13 protein-coding genes and 1 riboswitch are annotated in these 16,581 nt (G+C 72.5%); of the genes, 10 read left to right on the top strand and 3 right to left on the bottom strand.

The window, feature by feature from the left end:
* Positions 1 to 374: 374 nt before the first annotated feature.
* The 4 genes from QIS99_RS08935 to QIS99_RS08920 all read left to right on the top strand — a co-directional run bounded on the left by QIS99_RS08935 (position 375) and on the right by QIS99_RS08920 (position 5,252).
* Positions 375 to 1,754, top strand: coding sequence for a M16 family metallopeptidase (locus QIS99_RS08935; RefSeq protein ID WP_282512144.1), 1,380 nt, complete (start codon positions 375 to 377; stop codon positions 1,752 to 1,754).
* Positions 1,755 to 1,771: 17 nt separating this feature from the next.
* Positions 1,772 to 3,139 carry a M16 family metallopeptidase gene (locus tag QIS99_RS08930; RefSeq protein ID WP_282512331.1) on the top strand — a complete coding sequence of 456 codons (1,368 nt, stop codon included), beginning with the start codon at positions 1,772 to 1,774 and terminating at the stop codon, positions 3,137 to 3,139.
* 243 nt (positions 3,140 to 3,382) lie between these two features.
* Positions 3,383 to 3,544, top strand: a riboswitch (cyclic di-AMP (ydaO/yuaA leader).
* Positions 3,545 to 3,558: 14 nt separating this feature from the next.
* Positions 3,559 to 4,353 (top strand): M23 family metallopeptidase, encoded by a 795-nt coding sequence (locus tag QIS99_RS08925; RefSeq protein ID WP_282512143.1) that lies wholly within the window; start codon positions 3,559 to 3,561, stop codon positions 4,351 to 4,353.
* Positions 4,354 to 4,532: 179 nt separating this feature from the next.
* Positions 4,533 to 5,252: a GntR family transcriptional regulator gene (locus tag QIS99_RS08920; protein WP_282512142.1), complete on the top strand. Its 720-nt coding sequence runs from the start codon at positions 4,533 to 4,535 to the stop codon at positions 5,250 to 5,252.
* A 177-nt stretch (positions 5,253 to 5,429) separates the two neighbouring features.
* On the opposite strand, the gene QIS99_RS08915 is transcribed toward QIS99_RS08920, so the two are convergent.
* Positions 5,430 to 5,711 (bottom strand): HPr family phosphocarrier protein, encoded by a 282-nt coding sequence (locus tag QIS99_RS08915; RefSeq protein WP_184565564.1) that lies wholly within the window; start codon positions 5,709 to 5,711, stop codon positions 5,430 to 5,432.
* 272 nt (positions 5,712 to 5,983) lie between these two features.
* Between QIS99_RS08915 and QIS99_RS08910 the strand changes: the two genes are divergently transcribed.
* The 4 genes from QIS99_RS08910 to QIS99_RS08895 all read left to right on the top strand — a co-directional run bounded on the left by QIS99_RS08910 (position 5,984) and on the right by QIS99_RS08895 (position 11,606).
* Positions 5,984 to 8,965: a bifunctional acetate--CoA ligase family protein/GNAT family N-acetyltransferase gene (locus QIS99_RS08910; protein WP_282512141.1), complete on the top strand. Its 2,982-nt coding sequence runs from the start codon at positions 5,984 to 5,986 to the stop codon at positions 8,963 to 8,965.
* Between the two features lie 109 nt (positions 8,966 to 9,074).
* Positions 9,075 to 9,692 (top strand): DUF5998 family protein, encoded by a 618-nt coding sequence (locus QIS99_RS08905; RefSeq protein WP_282512140.1) that lies wholly within the window; start codon positions 9,075 to 9,077, stop codon positions 9,690 to 9,692.
* Positions 9,692 to 10,897, top strand: coding sequence for an alkaline phosphatase family protein (locus tag QIS99_RS08900; RefSeq protein ID WP_282512139.1), 1,206 nt, complete (start codon positions 9,692 to 9,694; stop codon positions 10,895 to 10,897). Before QIS99_RS08905 ends, QIS99_RS08900 begins: the two co-directional genes overlap by 1 nt.
* 58 nt (positions 10,898 to 10,955) lie before the next feature.
* Positions 10,956 to 11,606 carry a thymidine kinase gene (locus QIS99_RS08895; RefSeq protein ID WP_282512138.1) on the top strand — a complete coding sequence of 217 codons (651 nt, stop codon included), beginning with the start codon at positions 10,956 to 10,958 and terminating at the stop codon, positions 11,604 to 11,606.
* Positions 11,607 to 11,665: 59 nt separating this feature from the next.
* On the opposite strand, the gene QIS99_RS08890 is transcribed toward QIS99_RS08895, so the two are convergent.
* Positions 11,666 to 12,439: a VOC family protein gene (locus tag QIS99_RS08890; protein ID WP_282512137.1), complete on the bottom strand. Its 774-nt coding sequence runs from the start codon at positions 12,437 to 12,439 to the stop codon at positions 11,666 to 11,668.
* 245 nt (positions 12,440 to 12,684) lie between these two features.
* Between QIS99_RS08890 and QIS99_RS08885 the strand changes: the two genes are divergently transcribed.
* On the top strand, positions 12,685 to 13,536 hold the full coding sequence (locus QIS99_RS08885; RefSeq protein ID WP_282512136.1) for a sulfurtransferase: 852 nt from the start codon (positions 12,685 to 12,687) through the stop codon (positions 13,534 to 13,536).
* Between the two features lie 133 nt (positions 13,537 to 13,669).
* On the opposite strand, the gene sepH is transcribed toward QIS99_RS08885, so the two are convergent.
* Positions 13,670 to 14,797: a septation protein SepH gene (sepH, locus tag QIS99_RS08880; protein ID WP_282512135.1), complete on the bottom strand. Its 1,128-nt coding sequence runs from the start codon at positions 14,795 to 14,797 to the stop codon at positions 13,670 to 13,672.
* Between the two features lie 527 nt (positions 14,798 to 15,324).
* On the opposite strand from sepH, the gene QIS99_RS08875 reads away from it, so the two are divergent.
* Entirely contained in the window at positions 15,325 to 16,578 is a 1,254-nt protein-coding gene (locus QIS99_RS08875; protein WP_282512134.1) for a hypothetical protein, read from the top strand.
* Positions 16,579 to 16,581: the final 3 nt, after the last annotated feature.

Below are 16,581 nucleotides of genomic sequence, written 5' to 3'. Positions count from 1 at the left end.
CCATTGTGGACCGCGCCACTGACAACGCGGACCGCGACCCGTCCAATCCCCGTTCCTGGCACGTTCACGGGACCGCGGAAGACCGCCGAAGCCCCTGAAGACCGGTGAAGCCCCCTGAAGACCAGCGAAGACCGCCGAAGATCCCCGAAACGCCATCGGAGACCGCCGAAACGTCACCGGAGACCGCCGAAACGTCATCGGAGATCGCTGAGAGCAGAGTCGGGACGGGAACTTCGCCAGATGTCCGCACGCTTGCATACAGTGACAGCACTTGCCCCGGCGACCGCGTGGCCGACCTCATCCGGCCCGCCACCGCCCGCCGCCGACAGGTCAGTCAAGGACGACATCTCGCGATCGAAGGGATCTACATGCCCATGGGTCACACGGCCACGGCCGAGGCCGGCTCCGGCGGCCTGACAGCGACCGAGCACCGCCTCGCCAACGGCCTGCGCGTGGTGCTCTCCGAGGACCACCTGACCCCGGTCGCCGCGGTCTGCCTGTGGTACGACGTCGGCTCACGCCACGAGGTCAAGGGCCGTACCGGCCTGGCCCACCTCTTCGAGCACCTGATGTTCCAGGGCTCGAAGCAGGTCAAGGACAACGGCCACTTCGAGCTGGTGCAGGGCGCCGGCGGCTCGCTCAACGGCACCACCAGCTTCGAGCGGACCAACTACTTCGAGACGATGCCCGCCCACCAGCTGGAGCTCGCCCTCTGGCTGGAGGCCGACCGCATGGGTTCGCTGCTGACGGTCCTCGACGACGAGTCGATGGAAAACCAGCGCAGTGTGGTGAAGAACGAGCGCCGCCAGCGGTACGACAACGTTCCGTACGGCACGGCTTTCGAGAAGCTCTTCGCGCTCGCGTACCCGGAGGGCCACCCGTACCACCACACGCCGATCGGCTCCATGGCGGACCTCGACGCCGCCACCCTGGAGGACGCCCGCGCGTTCTTCCGTACGTACTACGCACCGAACAATGCCGTCCTCTCGGTGGTCGGCGACATCGACCCGGAGCAGACGCTCGCCTGGATCGAGAAGTACTTCGGCTCGATCCCCGCGCACGACGGCAAGCGGCCCCCGCGCGACGGCACGCTGCCCGACATCATCGGCGAGGAGAAGCGCCTGCTGGTCGAGGCCGAGGTGCCCTCCCGCGCGCTGATGTCCGCCTACCGTCTGCCGCACGACGGCACGCGCGCGTGCGACGCGGCCGATGTCGCCCTGACCGTCCTCGGCGGCGGCGAGTCCTCGCGGCTCTACAACCGCCTGGTCCGCCGCGACCGTACGGCGGTGACGGCCGGGTTCGGGATGCTGCGCCTGTCCGGTGCCCCGTCGGTCGGCTGGCTGGACGTGAAGACCTCGCACGAGGCGGAGGTGCCCGACATCGAGGCCGCCGTCGACGAGGAGCTGGCCCGGTTCGCCGAAGAGGGCCCCACGGACGAGGAAATGGAGCGCGCCCAGGCCCAGTTGGAGCGCGAGTGGCTGGACCGCCTCGGCACGGTCGCGGGCCGCGCGGACGAACTCTGCAAGTACGCGGTCCTGTTCGGGGACCCGCAGCTCGCCCTCACCGCGGTCGGCCGGGTCCTGTCCGTCACCGCGGACGAGGTCAAGGAGGTCGCCCAGGCGCGCCTTCGCCCCGACAACCGCGCGGTGCTGGTCTACGAGCCGATCGCCCCGGAACAGGCCCCCGACGCCCCGGACACCGATGTGAACGAGGCCGCCGAGATCGAGGTACAGGAAGAGGAGGCGGCGAAGTGACCGAGCAGCTCGCCACCATGGAGTTCCACCCGCAGCCGCAGGCGGGCACCGCCAAGCCCTGGGCGTTCCCCGCCCCGGACCGCGCCACCCTGCCCAACGGCCTCACCGTGCTGCGCTGCCACCGCCCCGGCCAGCAGGTCGTCGCCGTGGACATCGTCCTCGACGCCCCGCTCGACACCGAGCCCGAGGGCCTGGACGGCGTCTCCACGATCATGGCGCGGGCCTTCACGGAGGGCACCGACAAGCACTCCGCGGAGGAGTTCGCCGCCGAGCTGGAGCGCTGCGGCGCCACCCTCGACGTGCACGCGGACCACCCCGGCCTGCGCATCTCCCTCGAAGTGCCGGTTTCCCGGCTGTCGAAGGGCCTCGCCCTGCTCGCGGACGCCCTGCGCGCCCCCGCCTTCGACGAGAGCGAGATCAAGCGCCTCGTACGCAACCGCCTGGACGAGATCCCGCACGAGACGGCCAACCCGGCGCGGCGCGCGGCCAAGGAGCTCTACAAGCAGCTGTTCCCGGCCGAGACGCGGATGTCGCGGCCGCGGCAGGGCACCGAGGAGACCGTGGAGCGCATCGACGCGGCCGGGGTGCGCGCGTTCTACGACGCCCACGTCCGCCCGGCCACCGCGACCGCCGTCGTCGTCGGTGACCTGGAGGGCGCCGACCTGGACGCGATGCTCGGCGAGACCCTGGGGGAGTGGACCGGAAACACCACCCAGCCGCGCCCCGCAGTGCCGGTCACCGCCGACGACACCGGCCGTGTCTTCATCGTCGACCGGCCCGGCGCCGTACAGACGCAGCTGCTGATCGGCCGTATCGGTGCGGACCGGCACGACCAGGTGTGGCCGGCACAGGTGCTCGGCACATACTGCCTGGGCGGCACCCTGACGTCCCGTCTGGACCGGGTGCTGCGCGAGGAAAAGGGCTACACCTACGGTGTGCGGGCCTTCGCGCAGGTGCTGCGGTCGGCGCCGGACGGCAGCGGCGCGGCGATGCTCGCGATCAGCGGTTCGGTGGACACCCCCAACACCGGCCCGGCACTTGACGACCTGTGGAAGGTGCTGCGGACCCTCGCCGCCGAGGGCCTTGACGACGCCGAGCGGGACGTCGCCGTGCAGAACCTCGTGGGAGTGGCGCCGCTGCGGTACGAGACGGCGGCGGCGGTCTCGGCCACCCTCGCCGACCAGGTCGAGCAGGGGCTGCCGGACGACTTCCAGGCGCAGCTGTACCGCCGCCTGTCGGAGACCGGCACGGTCGAGGCGACCGCGGCCGTCGTGAACGCCTTCCCCGAGGACCGGCTCGTCACGGTCCTGGTGGGCGACGCCGCGCAGATCGAGGAGACCGTGAAGTCGCTCGGCATCGGCGAAGTGACCGTCGTCACCGGCTAAGTCGGGCCGGAGCGGGCAACCGGAACCGGCACAGGGCCCCGATGGCGCACTCGCGCCGCCGGGGCCCTGTGCCGTCCGCCCATCACGACCACGGAATGTCCGATTAGAGCTGAAATTTCAGAGTGGTTGGGGATCTGTCCTGTGGCGTGTACTACAAAAGCCGTGCTCCGTTTGTTGATTGAAAGATGTCCCGTTTAGCGTCGGTCCGGCTGTTCGCCAGCTATGCGCCGCGCCCGCGGCACCGGACAGTCATCGCCGAGTCCCCGTACGGCGCGAGCCAGGGGAGCCGGGGACCCACACGCAGTCCCTGGGGTGAATCGGGCGCTCTCCGCGCGGAGGGGGCCCGTAGGAGACCTTCCTGCTCCGAACCCGTCAGCTAACCCGGTAGGCGAGAAGGAAGGAAAGGACACCGCCCCTCCATGGCTTTCGCCCGTGCCACCGGGAAGCACCGCCGCCCCAGCCGTCTGACGCGCAGGAGCGCCACCATCGCGGGCGTCGCCGCCCTCACCACGTCGGGCGTCGTCGGAGGCCTGGCCGCCCCCGCGATGGCCGCCGAGAGCTCCGTGGCCCTCGAAGACACCGGCATCAACCAGGTCGCCTCCGTGGGCGACACCCTCGCCGACCGCATCGATGCCCAGGCCGCCGCCCAGCAGGAGGCCGCCGAGCAGGCCGCCGCCAAGAAGAAGGCGGAGGAGCGCGCCGAGGCCGCCCGCAAGGCCGAGGCCAAGCGCAAGGCCGAGGCGAAGGCCAAGAAGGAGCGCGAGGCCAAGGAGCGCGCCGCCCGCGAGGCCGAGCGCAAGCGCCTCAACAGCTACACGACGCCGGTCGCCGGCTCGTACGTCTCCACCGGCTACCAGGCCGGCGGTGCGCTCTGGTCCTCCGGCAGCCACAGCGGCGTCGACTTCCACGCCGCCGCAGGCACCTCCGTGCGTGCGGTCGGCTCCGGCACCGTCGTCGAGGCCGGCTGGGGCGGGGCGTACGGCAACAACATCGTGATCAAGATGAACGACGGCACATACACGCAGTACGGCCACCTCTCGTCCCTCGGCGTCACGGTCGGCCAGGCCGTCACCCCGGGCCAGCAGATAGGCCTCTCCGGCTCGACCGGCAACTCCACGGGCCCGCACCTGCACTTCGAGGCCCGTACGTCCCCCGACTACGGCTCGGACATCGACCCGGTCGCGTACCTGCGCTCGCACGGCGTGAACGTCTGACGCGAGCGCAGGCGCGCACACCGCCCGCGCGCAGACCGCTTCCCGAAGGCCTCGGCACCCCGCCGGGGCCTTTGGCGTTCCAGGTCAAAAGACATCCATGAATTAAGGCCGCCCGCCTGGAATTCCGGCGAACTGCCATAGAGTCGCTGGACGCGTAATTTCACAGGTGGAGGTCGGTCATGCGCATTCCGGCGCACTCGGTATGCACGGCGGTCCGTGCCGACATCGTCGCGGGTGTCCTCGAACGCGGCGCCCGGCTCACCGAAGAGGTCCTCGCGCGGCGGTACGGCGTCTCCCGCGTCCCGGTCCGCGAGGCGCTGCGCACCCTGGAGGCGGAGGGGTTCGTCAGCACGCGCAGGCACGCGGGCGCGTGCGTCGCGGAGCCCACCGCGCGGGAGGCCGCCGACCTCCTTGAGGTCCGGCTGCTGCTCGAACCGCTCGGCGCCGCCCGCGCGGCGCAGCGCCGCACCGAGGCCCACCTCAAGGTGCTGCGCGGCCTCGTGCGGCTCGGGAGGCAGCGCGCCCGCGCCGGTCACAGCGGGGATCTGCGCTCCCTGGACGGCTGGTTCCACGAGACGCTGGCCCAGGCCGCCGGCAGCGCGGGCCTGACCGCCCTGCTCACCCAGCTGCGGCAGAAGATCGCCTGGATGTACGCGGTCGAGCCGGCCGCCGAGCCGGTCGAGCTCTGGGCGGAGCGCGGCGCAATAGTCGACGCCGTGGCCCGCGGTGACGCCGAGCGGGCCCGCGCGCTCGCCGCCCAGCACGCCGAGTACTCCACGTCCGCGCACCGGCTGCGCTTTCCCGCAGACGGCGGCCGAGGGGACGGCGGCAGGGCCGGCCGGGTGGCCGCGGTGAGGACTTCGCAACATTCCGTAAACATGGCGAGCGGCCGCAATTAACGGAAGCCGTATACGAATGAGGTGTGCGGGTCTTAAATTGGCCGGCCTGTTCAAGGCTGCCCATTTTCTCGGGTCGCCTATGTCGCGCTGCTTTTATTCCCGTTTCATCCCCGCCGAAAAACGCGGAAGCCCCGCGGCCCTTTCGGGCCTGCGGGGCTTCCGCGTGCAGTGGTGCGCTCAGACGGTTTCGGGGAGCTCCTCAAGGCCCTCCGAGACCAGCTTCGCCAGCCGGTCCAGGGCGACGTCCGCACCCTCGGCGTCGGACGCGAGCACGATCTCCTCGCCGCCCTGGGCGCCCAGGCCGAGCACCGCGAGCATGGAGGCGGCGTTGACCGGGTTGCCGTCGGCCTTGGCGATCGTCACGGGGACGCCGGCGGCCGTGGCCGCGCGGACGAAGATGGAGGCGGGACGGGCGTGAAGGCCCTCGGCCCAGCCGACGTTGACGCGGCGCTCAGCCATGTGATGCTGCCCTTCAGATGTCGCTCAAGCACTTGTCTAGACCACTGTCTCATACCGCGGCGGGTGCTCCGAGAGGTCGTACGTCCTGACTCCGCCCGTCGTACGGCCTTCCTACCTTGCATGGCACGGGTCGGCGCCGCGACCCGTACTCAGTGGGTGAGACGCCCCCGGACGGCGGCCCGCGAAGGCTCCGACGAGGCCTTGCCGCACCGCCCCGCCAGGGTTATCCACAGGCCCTGACCGAACGGCCGGATCGCCGTACTCTGGGCCGCATGCAGACGCCTGCCGAAGACGCGGAAGCCACGGAGGACGCCGCCTACCCCGACCACTGGGAGGCGGACGTGGTCCTTCGCGACGGCGGCACGGCCAGGATCAGGCCCATCACCACCGCCGACGCGGACCGCCTGACCAACTTCTACGAACAGGTCTCCGACGAGTCGAAGTACTACCGCTTCTTCGCCCCCTACCCCCGCCTGTCCGCCAAGGACGTACACCGCTTCACCCACCACGACTACGTGGACCGCGTCGGCCTCGCCGTCACCGTCGGCGGCGAGTTCATCGCGACCGTGCGGTACGACCGGATCGACGAACAGGGCCGCCCCGCCTCCGCCCCCGCGGACGAGGCCGAGGTCGCCTTCCTGGTGCAGGACGCCCACCAGGGGCGCGGCGTCGCCTCCGCCCTGCTCGAACACATCGCGGCGGTCGCCCGCGAGCGCGGCATCCGGCGCTTCGCCGCCGAGGTGCTGCCCGCCAACAACAAGATGATCAAGGTGTTCCGGGACGCGGGGTACGAGCAGAAGCGCAGCTTCGAAGACGGCGTCGTCCGCCTGGAGTTCGGCCTGGAACCCACCGAGGCCTCGCTCGCCGTGCAGCGCGCCCGCGAGCAGCGCGCCGAGGCCCGCTCCGTGCGGCGTCTGCTCACTCCCGGCTCGGTCGCCGTGATCGGCGCGGGCCGCCGCCCCGGCGGCATCGGCCGCACCGTCCTGCACAGCCTGGTCGAATCCGGCTTCACCGGCCGGGCGTACGCGGTGAACAGCGCCTTCGGCCCGGACCAGCGGGAGGTCGACGGCGTGCCGGCGCACCGCTCGGTGCGGGAGGTCGACGAGCCGGTCGATCTCGCCGTGGTCGCCGTACCGGCCGAGCGCGTTCCGGACGTCGTCGCCGAGTGCGGGGAGCACGGGGTGCAGGGCCTGGTCGTGCTGTCCGCCGGGTACGCCGAGTCGGGGCCCGAAGGGCTGGCCCGGCAGCGGGAGTTGGTGCGCCAGGCCCGTTCGTTCGGGATGCGCATCATCGGACCCAACGCCTTCGGCGTCATCAACACCGCCGAGCAGATCCGCCTCAACGCCTCGCTCGCCCCGACGCTGCCCGCCGCCGGACGTGTCGGCCTGTTCACCCAGTCCGGCGCCATCGGTATCGCCCTGCTCGCCGGGCTCCACCGCCGCGGCACGGGCCTGTCCACCTTCGTCAGCGCCGGCAACCGGGCCGACGTCTCGGGCAACGACGTCCTGCAGTTCTGGTACGACGACCCGGACACCGACGTCGCCCTCATGTACCTCGAATCCATCGGCAACCCGAGGAAGTTCACCCGGCTCGCCCGCCGCACCGCCGCCGTCAAACCGGTGGTCGTGGTCAAGGGCGCCCGGCACTCCGGCGCCCCGATCGGCCACGCGGTGCCCGCCACCCGGATCCCGCACGCGACGGTCTCCGCGCTGCTGCGCCAGGCCGGCGTGATCCGCGTGGACACGGTCACCGAACTCGTCGACGCCGGCCTTCTCCTCGCCGGGCAACCCCTGCCCGCCGGACCCCGGGTCGCGATCCTCGGCAACTCCGAGTCGGTCGGCGTCCTCGCGTACGACGCCTGCCTGGCGGAAGGGCTCAGGCCGCAGCGGCCGCTCGACCTCACCACGCAGGCCACGCCCGCCGACTTCCGTACCGCGCTCGACGCCGCCCTCGCCGACGACCACTGCGACGCGGTCGTGGTCACGGCGATCCCCTGGGTCGGCGACTCGGCGCCGCAGTCCCCCTCCGCCCTGGCGGCCGCGTTGCGTGAGGCGGTCGCGGCAGGGCCCGCCAAGCCGGTCGTCGTGGTCGTGGTCGAGCTCGGCCAGCTCGCCGAGGCCCTCTCCGCCGCGTCCCGCACGGCCCCGCCCGCCGAGGGCACCCCACGCCCCCAGCCATCCGCGGCCCCGGCCCGCACCCCGGCCGCCTCCCCCTCGGCCGCCCGCGCCCTGGCCGCCCGCCCCCCGGAACACGCCACCGGCCCGACGACACAACCACCGGCGCCCCCTGCGCCCGGGACCGCGCCGGGCACCACCCCCGACACCGCGCGCACCCCCACCAACGCGACCCCCACCACACCCACCAACCCCACCAACCCCACCGGCAGCATCCCCGCCTACCCCGCCGCCGAGCGTGCCGCACGTGCCCTCGGTGAAGCCGTCAAGTACGCCCAGTGGCGGCGGGAGAACGCCGATCACCCCGGCCGCGTCCCGCAGTACGACGACATCGACGAGCGCGGCGCCGCCGAGCGGATCGACGCCCTCCTCGCCGCCGCCGACACCGACCGCAGCTTCGAGCTCGCCCCCGACGACGCCCACGACCTGCTGCGCCGGTACGGCATCCGGGTCCACCGCACCCTGCCCGCGCCCGACCCGGACGCCGCCGTGCACGCCGCCCGCGTCCTCGGCTACCCGGTCGCCCTCAAGACCACCGCACCCCACCTGCGCCACCGCGCCGACCTCGGCGGAGTCCGGCTCGACCTCACCGGCGAGGACCAACTGCGGGACACCTACGCCGAGTTGACCGAGGCACTCGGCAAGCCGGAGGAACTGCGGCCGGTCGTGCAGGCCATGGTGCCGCGCGGCGTCGACACCGTCGTACGCGCCACGATCGACCCGGCCGCCGGAGCCGTCCTCTCCTTCGGTCTGGCCGGAGCCCCCTCCGAACTCCTCGGCGACACCGCGCACCGCCTCGTCCCGGTCACCGACAGAGACGCCGCCGGACTCATCAGATCCATCAGAACCGCACCCCTCCTCTTCGGCTGGCGCGGCTCGTCCCCGGTGGACACCGCTGCCCTGGAGGACGCGCTGCTCCGGGTCTCCCTGCTGGTCGACGACCACCCGGAGATCGTCTCCGTCACACTCGAACCCGTGGTCGTCGGCCAGCGCGGCGCCGCCGTACTCAGCGCCACCGTCCGCCTCGCCCCACCCCCGGCCCGCGACGACCTCGGCCCCCGTACCCTGCCCGCCTACTGAACCGTCCCCACCCCCCTGCTCCCGCCCGGCCCCGCCCGGTCACCGCCCCCCGTCCCGGGCCGGACCGGGGGTGCCACGGCGGACTCCGTACCCCCGTAGGATGGGCTGCATGGCGAAGACCGGTACGACGACCCAGGGGCTGCGCGCGGCGATCGAGCGCAGCGGCTACTACCCGGCTCTCGTGGCCGAGGCGGTGGAGGCCGCCGTCGGCGGAGAGCCCATCGCGTCGTACCTGGTGCACCAGGAGACCACCTTCGACGCCAACGAGGTCCGCCGTCACGTCACGGTCCTCGTCCTCACCGGCACCCGCTTCATCGTCAGCCACACCGACGAGCAGGCCGCCGACACCACCTCGCCGACGCCGTACGCGACCACCTCCACCGAGTCCGTGAAGCTCGGCCGGATCTCCTCGGTCGTGGTCAGCCGGGTCGTCGCGAACCCGGAGAAGTACCAGCCCGGCAGCCTGCCCCGCGAAGTGCTGCTCACCATCGGCTGGGGCGCCGTCTCCCGGATCGACCTGGAGCCCGCGGCCTGCGGCGACCCCAACTGCGAGGCCGACCACGGATACACGGGCAACACCACGGCCGACGACCTGAGCCTGCGCGTCAGCGAGGCCGGTGACGGCCCGGACACCGTGCGCCAGACCCTGGCCTTCGCGCAGGCACTCTCCGAGGCCACAGCAGCCACAACAGTCACGGCAGCGACCGCCGGCCCGGCGGCCCGCTGATGGCCGAGCCTTACTGGCCGGAGGACTTCGCGGAGTTCCTCTCCGTCGACTCCGCCCCCGTACCCGCCTACGGCACGGGCTCGCTGGCCGATCTGCTGCCCACGCTCGCGACCGGCATGGGCGTGCAGGTGCCCGGCTCGCACGCACAGATCCCGGAGCTCACCGCAGCCGACCGGAACTGCGTGTTCCTCATCGACGGCCTGGGCTGGGAGCAGCTGCTCGCCCACCCCGACGAGGCCCCGTTCCTGACCTCCCTGATCGGCAGCTCCCGCGGCGGCACCGGACGCCCCATCACCGTCGGCTTCCCCGCGACCACCGCGACCTCGCTCGCCTCGGTCGGCACCGGACTGCCGCCCGCAGCGCACGGCCTGCCCGGCTACACGGTGCGCAACCCGGACACCGACGCGCTGATGAACCAGCTGCGCTGGAACCCCTGGACTCCGCCGCACATCTGGCAGCCCTATCCGACGGTCTTCCAGACCGCCCACGAGGCCGGAGTACACACCGCCCAGGTGTCGTCCCCGGCCTTCGAGCAGACCCCGCTCACCAAGATCGCCCTCAGCGGCGGCAGCTTCCACGGCAGGCTCTCCGGCGAGGAGCGCATGGACCTCGCGGCCGGGCAACTCGCCGCGGGGGACCGGTCGTTGGTCTACACGTACTACTCCGAGGTGGACGGCAAGGGCCACCGCTTCGGCGTCGACTCGGACGCCTGGCGCGGCCAGTTGATGTACGTCGACCGCCTGGTGCAGCGCCTCGCCGAACAGTTGCCGCCCCGCTCCGCGCTGTACGTCACCGCCGACCACGGCATGATCGACATCCCCTTCGACGAGCAGCACCGCATCGACTTCGACGAGGACTGGGAGCTGCGCGCGGGCGTCGCGCTGCTCGGCGGCGAGGGCCGCGCCCGGCACGTCTACGCCGTCCCCGGCGCCGAGGGCGACGTGCTGACCTGCTGGCGCGAGGTGCTGGGCGAGCAGTTCTGGGTGGCGAGCCGCGAGGAGGCCATCGCGGCTGGCTGGTTCGGCCCGCCCGGGACCTGCGACGAGCGGGTGTACGGCCGGCTCGGCGACGTGATCGCCGCCGCCCGCGACGACGTCCTGATCATCGCCTCGGAGCGGGAGCCCAACGAGTCCGCGATGGTCGGCAACCACGGCTCCATGACGGCGGTCGAGCAGCTGGTCCCGCTCCTCGAAGTCCGCACCTGAACACGGCCTGCGCGTCCTCGCCTCCCCCACGTACGTACCGAAAGGTCCTCAACTCTCCATGCCCGAGCTGGTGTTCTTCTCCGGAACCATGGACTGCGGCAAGAGCACCCTCGCCCTCCAGATCGGTCACAACCGGTCGGCGCGGGGACTGCAGGGCATCATCTTCACCCGGGACGACAGGGCGGGCGAGGGCAAGCTCTCCTCCCGGCTCGGCCTGGTCACGGACGCCGTGGAGGCGGCGCCGGGCCTCGACCTGTACGGGTACCTGGTGGAGCGGATGTCGCAGGGCGAGCGGGTGGACTACGTGATCGTGGACGAGGCGCAGTTCCTCGCGCCGGAACAGATCGACCAGCTGGCCCGGGTCGTGGACGACCTGGACATGGACGTCTTCGCGTTCGGCATCACCACGGACTTCCGCACCAAGCTCTTCCCCGGCTCGCAGCGCCTCATCGAACTCGCCGACCGCATAGAGACGTTGCAGGTCGAGGCGATGTGCTGGTGCGGCGCCCGGGCCACGCACAACGCCCGCACGGTCGGCGGCGCGATGGTCGTCGAGGGCGAGCAGGTCGTCGTAGGAGACGTGGACCGCCCGGCCGAGGAGGTCGGCTACGAGGTCCTGTGCCGCCGCCACCACCGCCGCCACCTGACGAGTGCGACGGCGCGGGCGGCGGCTGTCTCACCGGACGTCCTGCCGGTCACGCAGCCCTGACCCCCACCTGGTGCGGAATCCCGGGCCGGTCGGCCCCCCCCCGCGGGGCCGTTCCCCGGTCAGGCTCCCGAATGCACGATGCTGAACACCGCCCCCTCCGGGTCCGCGACCGTCGCGAGTCGGCCGTGTGCGCTGTCGCGTGGCGCGCGCAGGACGTGACCGCCGAGTTCGGTGATCCGTACGACCGCCCGGTCCGCGTCCTCGACCTCGAAGTACGTCATCCAGTGCGGGTCGTGATCGCGGGGCAGTACCTCACCGACGCCGTGGATGCCGGCGACCGCCCGGCCGTCCAGCTGCAGGGTCACGTAGTCGAAGTCGGCGGAGACGACGGGCTCCTCGTGGTACTCGAAGAGGCAGGAGTAGAACTTGCCGACCGACGCCGTCTCGCGGGTGATCAGCTCGTTCCACACCGGGGTGCCGGGCCGGCCCGCGCCGGAGACGCCGTGGTGCTCGGCGGCCTGCCAGACCCCGAAGACGGCGCCCACCGAGTCGACGCCGATCGCCATCCGGCCCGCCTCGCCGGCGTCGAGCGGCCCGACGCCGACGGTGCCGCCGCAGTGCCGGATGGTCTCGGCGGTGGCGTCCGCGTTGTCCGTCGCCAGGTAGGGCGTCCAGGCGACGGGCAGGTGCCGGTCGCGCGGCAGCTGACCGATCCCGGCGACCTCCTGCTCGTCGAGCAGCGCCCGGACGTACGGGCCCAGCTGTTCCGGGCCGGGGCGGAACTCCCAGCCGAACAGTGCGCCGTAGAACTCCTGGGTCGTGGCCATGCCGTGCACCATCAGACTCACCCAGCAAGGCGTGCCAGGGGTGTGCCGAGCTGTGGACTCGGTCATCGTGACTCGTCTCCTCGGACCGTCAGGGTGATCCACCGGGCGCCGGACGGTGGCCTGCGCCCTTCTCCTTGGACCTTGCGCTCCGGCCGCGCCGCGGCCCACGGGACCGTGGGGAGGATGCCCGTATTGCCGCTGCTCATCCGTTTCCGCACCGTTTCCCTAGGATGTTGATCGCGGGAACAGCCGGCGGTGCAGGGTAGTCGTCCCTGGGCGGGGCGACCAGACTTTGCGCAAGGATGTGCCCCATGACAGCCATCATCTCTGGATCCGAACTCGCGAGCGACCTGGCGGGCGGCCGCCCGCCGGTGCTCCTCGACGTCCGCTGGCAGCTCACCGCACCGAAGGCCGCAGGTGAGCCCGGCTTCGACGGCCGCGCCGAGTACGCGGCCGGCCATCTGCCGGGCGCCGTCTTCGTGGACCTGGACGCGGAGCTGGCCGCTCCGCCCGGCCCCGGCGGCCGCCACCCCCTTCCTGACCTGGACGTCTTCGGCGCGGCGATGCGCGAGGCCGGGGTGTCGGCGAACCGTGACGTGGTCGTGTACGACGGCGGCCAGAGCTGGGCGGCGGCGCGCGCCTGGTGGCTGCTGCGCTGGACGGGCCACCCCTCGGTGCGTGTCCTGGACGGCGGCCTCGCGGCGTGGGAGGGCGAGCTGTCCACGCGTACGCCCGATCCGGCACCCGGCGACTTCGTCCCGAAGCCGGGGGAGACGGGCGCCGTGGACGCGGACGGCGCGGCCGCCCTCGCCCGTTCCGGGCTGCTCCTGGACGCCCGCGCCGCGGAGCGCTACCGGGGCGACGTCGAGCCGATCGACCGGGTGGGCGGCCACATCCCGGGCGCGGTCTCGGCGCCGACGACGGGGAACGTCGGCCCGGACGGCCGCTTTCTGCCGCGCGAGCAACTGGCGGAGCGTTTCAGGTCACTTGGGGCGGAGAGCGGCACTCGGGTCGGCGTCTACTGCGGCTCGGGTGTCTCGGCCGCCCACGAGGTGCTCGCCCTCGCGGTCGCGGGCGTTCCGGCGGTGCTGTACCCGGGCTCGTGGTCTCACTGGTCCGCGGACGAGTCCCGCCCGGTGGCGACGGGACCGGACCCGCAGTGAGGGCGTGTACGTGAGGGCGTGTTCGTGAGGGCGTGTACGTGAGGTGGGCCCGAGCCGAAGTTCCGGCTCGGGCCCACCTCATGCGTTGTCGTACGGGGGCTCAGTCCTGCTTCTTGCGTTGTCGTACGCGGGCTCAGTCCTGCTTCTTGCGCCGCGTGCCGAAGACGATCTCGTCCCAGCTCGGCACCGCGGCGCGGCGGCCCGGACGGACGCCGTCGGCCTCGGCCTGCCGGTCGGTGGTGCCGACCAGGCGGTCGCGGTGTCCGGCGACGGCACGCGGCATCAGCACGTCCGCGTACGCGGATCCGGCGGAGGCGGCCGGGGCCGGGGGTTCCCCGGCCTCGGGCTCCTGCTCGGGCTCCTCGACGGCGGGTCGCTCCGTCGTGGAGGTGGAGGCGGAGTTGGCGCTCGCGGCGGGTGCCGCGGACGGTCCGGTGGCGGGGGCGGGCGGTGCGGGGCGTTCGGGCACGACCAGGTCGCCCCGGAAGCTGGGTACGGCTTCCAGGAGGCTGGTCAGCGAGTCCCGCTCGTCCTCGCTCTCCTCGGCCGGCTCGGGGGCGGGCGAGGGGATGCTCGGGCGGTCCAGCTGTCGGTCGAGCTGCCGGTCCAGGGCGCGGTCGAGCGGCCGGTCCCGGGGCAGCCGGGCGATCCGCGGCACGAACGGGAAGCTCGGCTCGGGCGGCGCGATGTCGTCGGCCTCGCCGATCAGCGAGCGTGCCTCGTCGTCCACGGCCTGGACGAGCCGCCGGGGCGGGTCGTACGTCCAGCTCGCGGTGTGTGCCTCGGTCGCGACGCGGTAGGCGAGCAGCACTTCCCAGGTGCCGTCGTCCCGGCGCCAGGAGTCCCACTGGACGGAGTCCTTGTCGGCGCCGCGGATCAACAGCCGTTCCTGGACGGCCTCGCCGAGCTGCGGGCCGGTGTTCTCGCCGGGCCGGCGGACGGGCGTCTTGCGGGCCCGCTCGGCCATGAACGCGCGCTCGGCGAGGACGGGGCCCTCGAAGCGGCGGACACGGTCGACGGGGATGCCGGCGAACTGGGCGACCTCTTCGGCGGAGGCTCCGGCCCGTATCCGGGCCTGGATGTCGCGGGGGCGAAGATGGCTCTCCACCTCGATCTCGATCTGGCCGAGGCGTGGGCGATCGCCGCGTACTGCCGCGCGCAGCCGTTCGTCGATCGGAAGCGTGTACTCCGTCGAGTCCGCAGCCTTCAGCACCAGCCGTGTGCCGTCGTTGCTGACAGCCACGACACGCAGTTCGGGCATGGGGACCTCCCGGGTGGTGCCTGCCGACGTCACGTGCGTAACGCTGCTTCCGCTAGTCGAGTGTGGCCTGCCCGGGTGCAGCCTGCCACAACCTTGCCGAGTTGCCCGGCGTGTCGGGCATGGGCCCTGGATCGCCGTTATGGCACGGTTACCTATTCGCAACTCTAAGTGACCGCTTCGTCACTCTGTGCAGCGAGCCCCCTCCCGGAGATGCTGAAACCGCTCCCGGGCACCCAGGTTGGAGACCGGACCCAGGGCTCGCAACAGTACTCCATTCGGACCACTCGGGTGGACCGCCGCGCCGCCGAACTTCTCACAGGGCAAGGCAGTTGGGAGTTGTGGATCACAAACCCGCTGCGTGCGGGGGTGTCTTGCTTCACAGAATCTGCAAAAACGGAACTATCCGCTTCGCCCAAATGTCACTTGAGAGTGCAGTCAGGAGAGAACGGCAATCAAACGGCAGTCAAGGGACGGGGATGGAAGAGAAGGCTGATACCGGTAAGACCGGGGCGAGCAGCGCGAACGGTGTGAACAGTGCGAACGGTGCGAAGTCGAAGCGCATGAAGATCGACCTGAACGTGCCGCAGGTCGCGGGCAGTGCCGTCGCCGCGGTCGTGGCCGCCAAGCTCGCTTCCAGCTTCGGTGTCTACGGCACGATCCTCGGCGCCGGCCTGGTCAGCGTGATCGCGACCTGTGGCGGCTCCGTCTTCCAGCACTTCTTCTCGCGTACGGGCGAGCAGGTGCGCGAGGCCGCGGAGAAGGCCAAGCCGCGGGCGCGCCAGGTGCCGCTCACGGCGGACGGGCGTCCGGTGCCGGCCACGTTCCGGGCCCCGTCGGCGGCGGCGGACCCCGCGACGGGCTCCGTCACCGGCCCGGTGACCACGAGCTGGCGCCCCGGTGTCGTGACCGCCGAAGGCGACGCGACGACCGTTCTGCCCGTCACGGGCACCGTCGAAGCGGACGGTACGCAGCGCCTCGCCTCCGTCGGAGGCACGGACAGCGGCCGTACGCAGCTGCTCACCAAGGTCGACGCCGAACGCACCCAACTCCTCACGCCCGTACGCCATCCGGAGCCGGACGCCGACGCGACCACCGTGCTGCCGCGGGCCGACGCCACGATGCTGCTGCGCGCGAACACCGGCGGCCCGGAGGGGAGTTCCACCGGCGGCCCGGAGGGGAGTGCCGACGACGAGACCCGCCTCCTCGGGGCCGCTTCCCTCAAGGCGCCTCGGCCCGTCAAGGCGCCTCGGCCCGTCAAGGCGCCTCGGCCCGTCGAAGCACCCCCGCCCGTCGAAGCACCCCCGCCCGTCCAAGGCAGGCGGATCAAGAGCTGGAAGCGGCCGTTGCTCGGTGCCGCGCTGATCTTCGGCGTGACCATGGCCGGCATCTCCACGTACGAACTCGTCTCGGGGAACAGCTTCAGCGGCAACGACTCGCGGGTGCTGCGGCCCGGTTCGTGGGGCGGGTCCTCGTCCGGCGAGCAGCGGCACGGCACCCCGGACGAGCGTCCGGCGCAGCCGGCGCCGACCGGCGAGGGGAGCACCGGCAGCGGCGAGCGGACCCCGGCCACCGGGCCCACGGCCAGGCCGGGCGGCGACTCCGGGAGCACCGCGCCGGACCCCGAGCCGAGCCCGTCGCAGTCGTCCGGGCAGACGGACCCGACGCCGGCGCCCAGCCCGTCCGAGTCCGACACCGACACCGACCCCTCGCCGTCGCCGTCGAGCCCCGAGCCCTCGGGCAGCGGCACCGGGCAGGACGAGGGCGGCACGCCCACCGAGTGAGCC

Origin of the sequence: Streptomyces solicavernae (genome assembly GCF_029968095.1) — a bacterium.
GTDB lineage: Bacteria > Actinomycetota > Actinomycetes > Streptomycetales > Streptomycetaceae > Streptomyces > Streptomyces solicavernae.
The sequence above is the reverse complement of the archived record's forward strand: the minus strand, read 5'-3'. Positions and strand labels throughout refer to the sequence as shown.

Excerpts from the sequence above, each read along its gene's own strand:
- QIS99_RS08895 (WP_282512138.1), top strand. The coding sequence starts at position 10,956 with ATGCCCGAGCTGGTGTTCTTCTCCGGAACCATGGACTGCGGCAAGAGC.
- QIS99_RS08885 (WP_282512136.1), top strand. The coding sequence starts at position 12,685 with ATGACAGCCATCATCTCTGGATCCGAACTCGCGAGCGACCTGGCGGGC.
- QIS99_RS08890 (WP_282512137.1), bottom strand. The coding sequence starts at position 12,439 with ATGACCGAGTCCACAGCTCGGCACACCCCTGGCACGCCTTGCTGGGTG.
- QIS99_RS08925 (WP_282512143.1), top strand. The coding sequence starts at position 3,559 with ATGGCTTTCGCCCGTGCCACCGGGAAGCACCGCCGCCCCAGCCGTCTG.
- QIS99_RS08905 (WP_282512140.1), top strand. The coding sequence starts at position 9,075 with ATGGCGAAGACCGGTACGACGACCCAGGGGCTGCGCGCGGCGATCGAG.
- QIS99_RS08910 (WP_282512141.1), top strand. The coding sequence starts at position 5,984 with ATGCAGACGCCTGCCGAAGACGCGGAAGCCACGGAGGACGCCGCCTAC.
- QIS99_RS08930 (WP_282512331.1), top strand. The coding sequence starts at position 1,772 with ATGGAGTTCCACCCGCAGCCGCAGGCGGGCACCGCCAAGCCCTGGGCG.
- QIS99_RS08920 (WP_282512142.1), top strand. The coding sequence starts at position 4,533 with ATGCGCATTCCGGCGCACTCGGTATGCACGGCGGTCCGTGCCGACATC.
- QIS99_RS08915 (WP_184565564.1), bottom strand. The coding sequence starts at position 5,711 with ATGGCTGAGCGCCGCGTCAACGTCGGCTGGGCCGAGGGCCTTCACGCC.
- sepH (WP_282512135.1), bottom strand. The coding sequence starts at position 14,797 with ATGCCCGAACTGCGTGTCGTGGCTGTCAGCAACGACGGCACACGGCTG.
- QIS99_RS08900 (WP_282512139.1), top strand. The coding sequence starts at position 9,692 with ATGGCCGAGCCTTACTGGCCGGAGGACTTCGCGGAGTTCCTCTCCGTC.
- QIS99_RS08935 (WP_282512144.1), top strand. The coding sequence starts at position 375 with ATGGGTCACACGGCCACGGCCGAGGCCGGCTCCGGCGGCCTGACAGCG.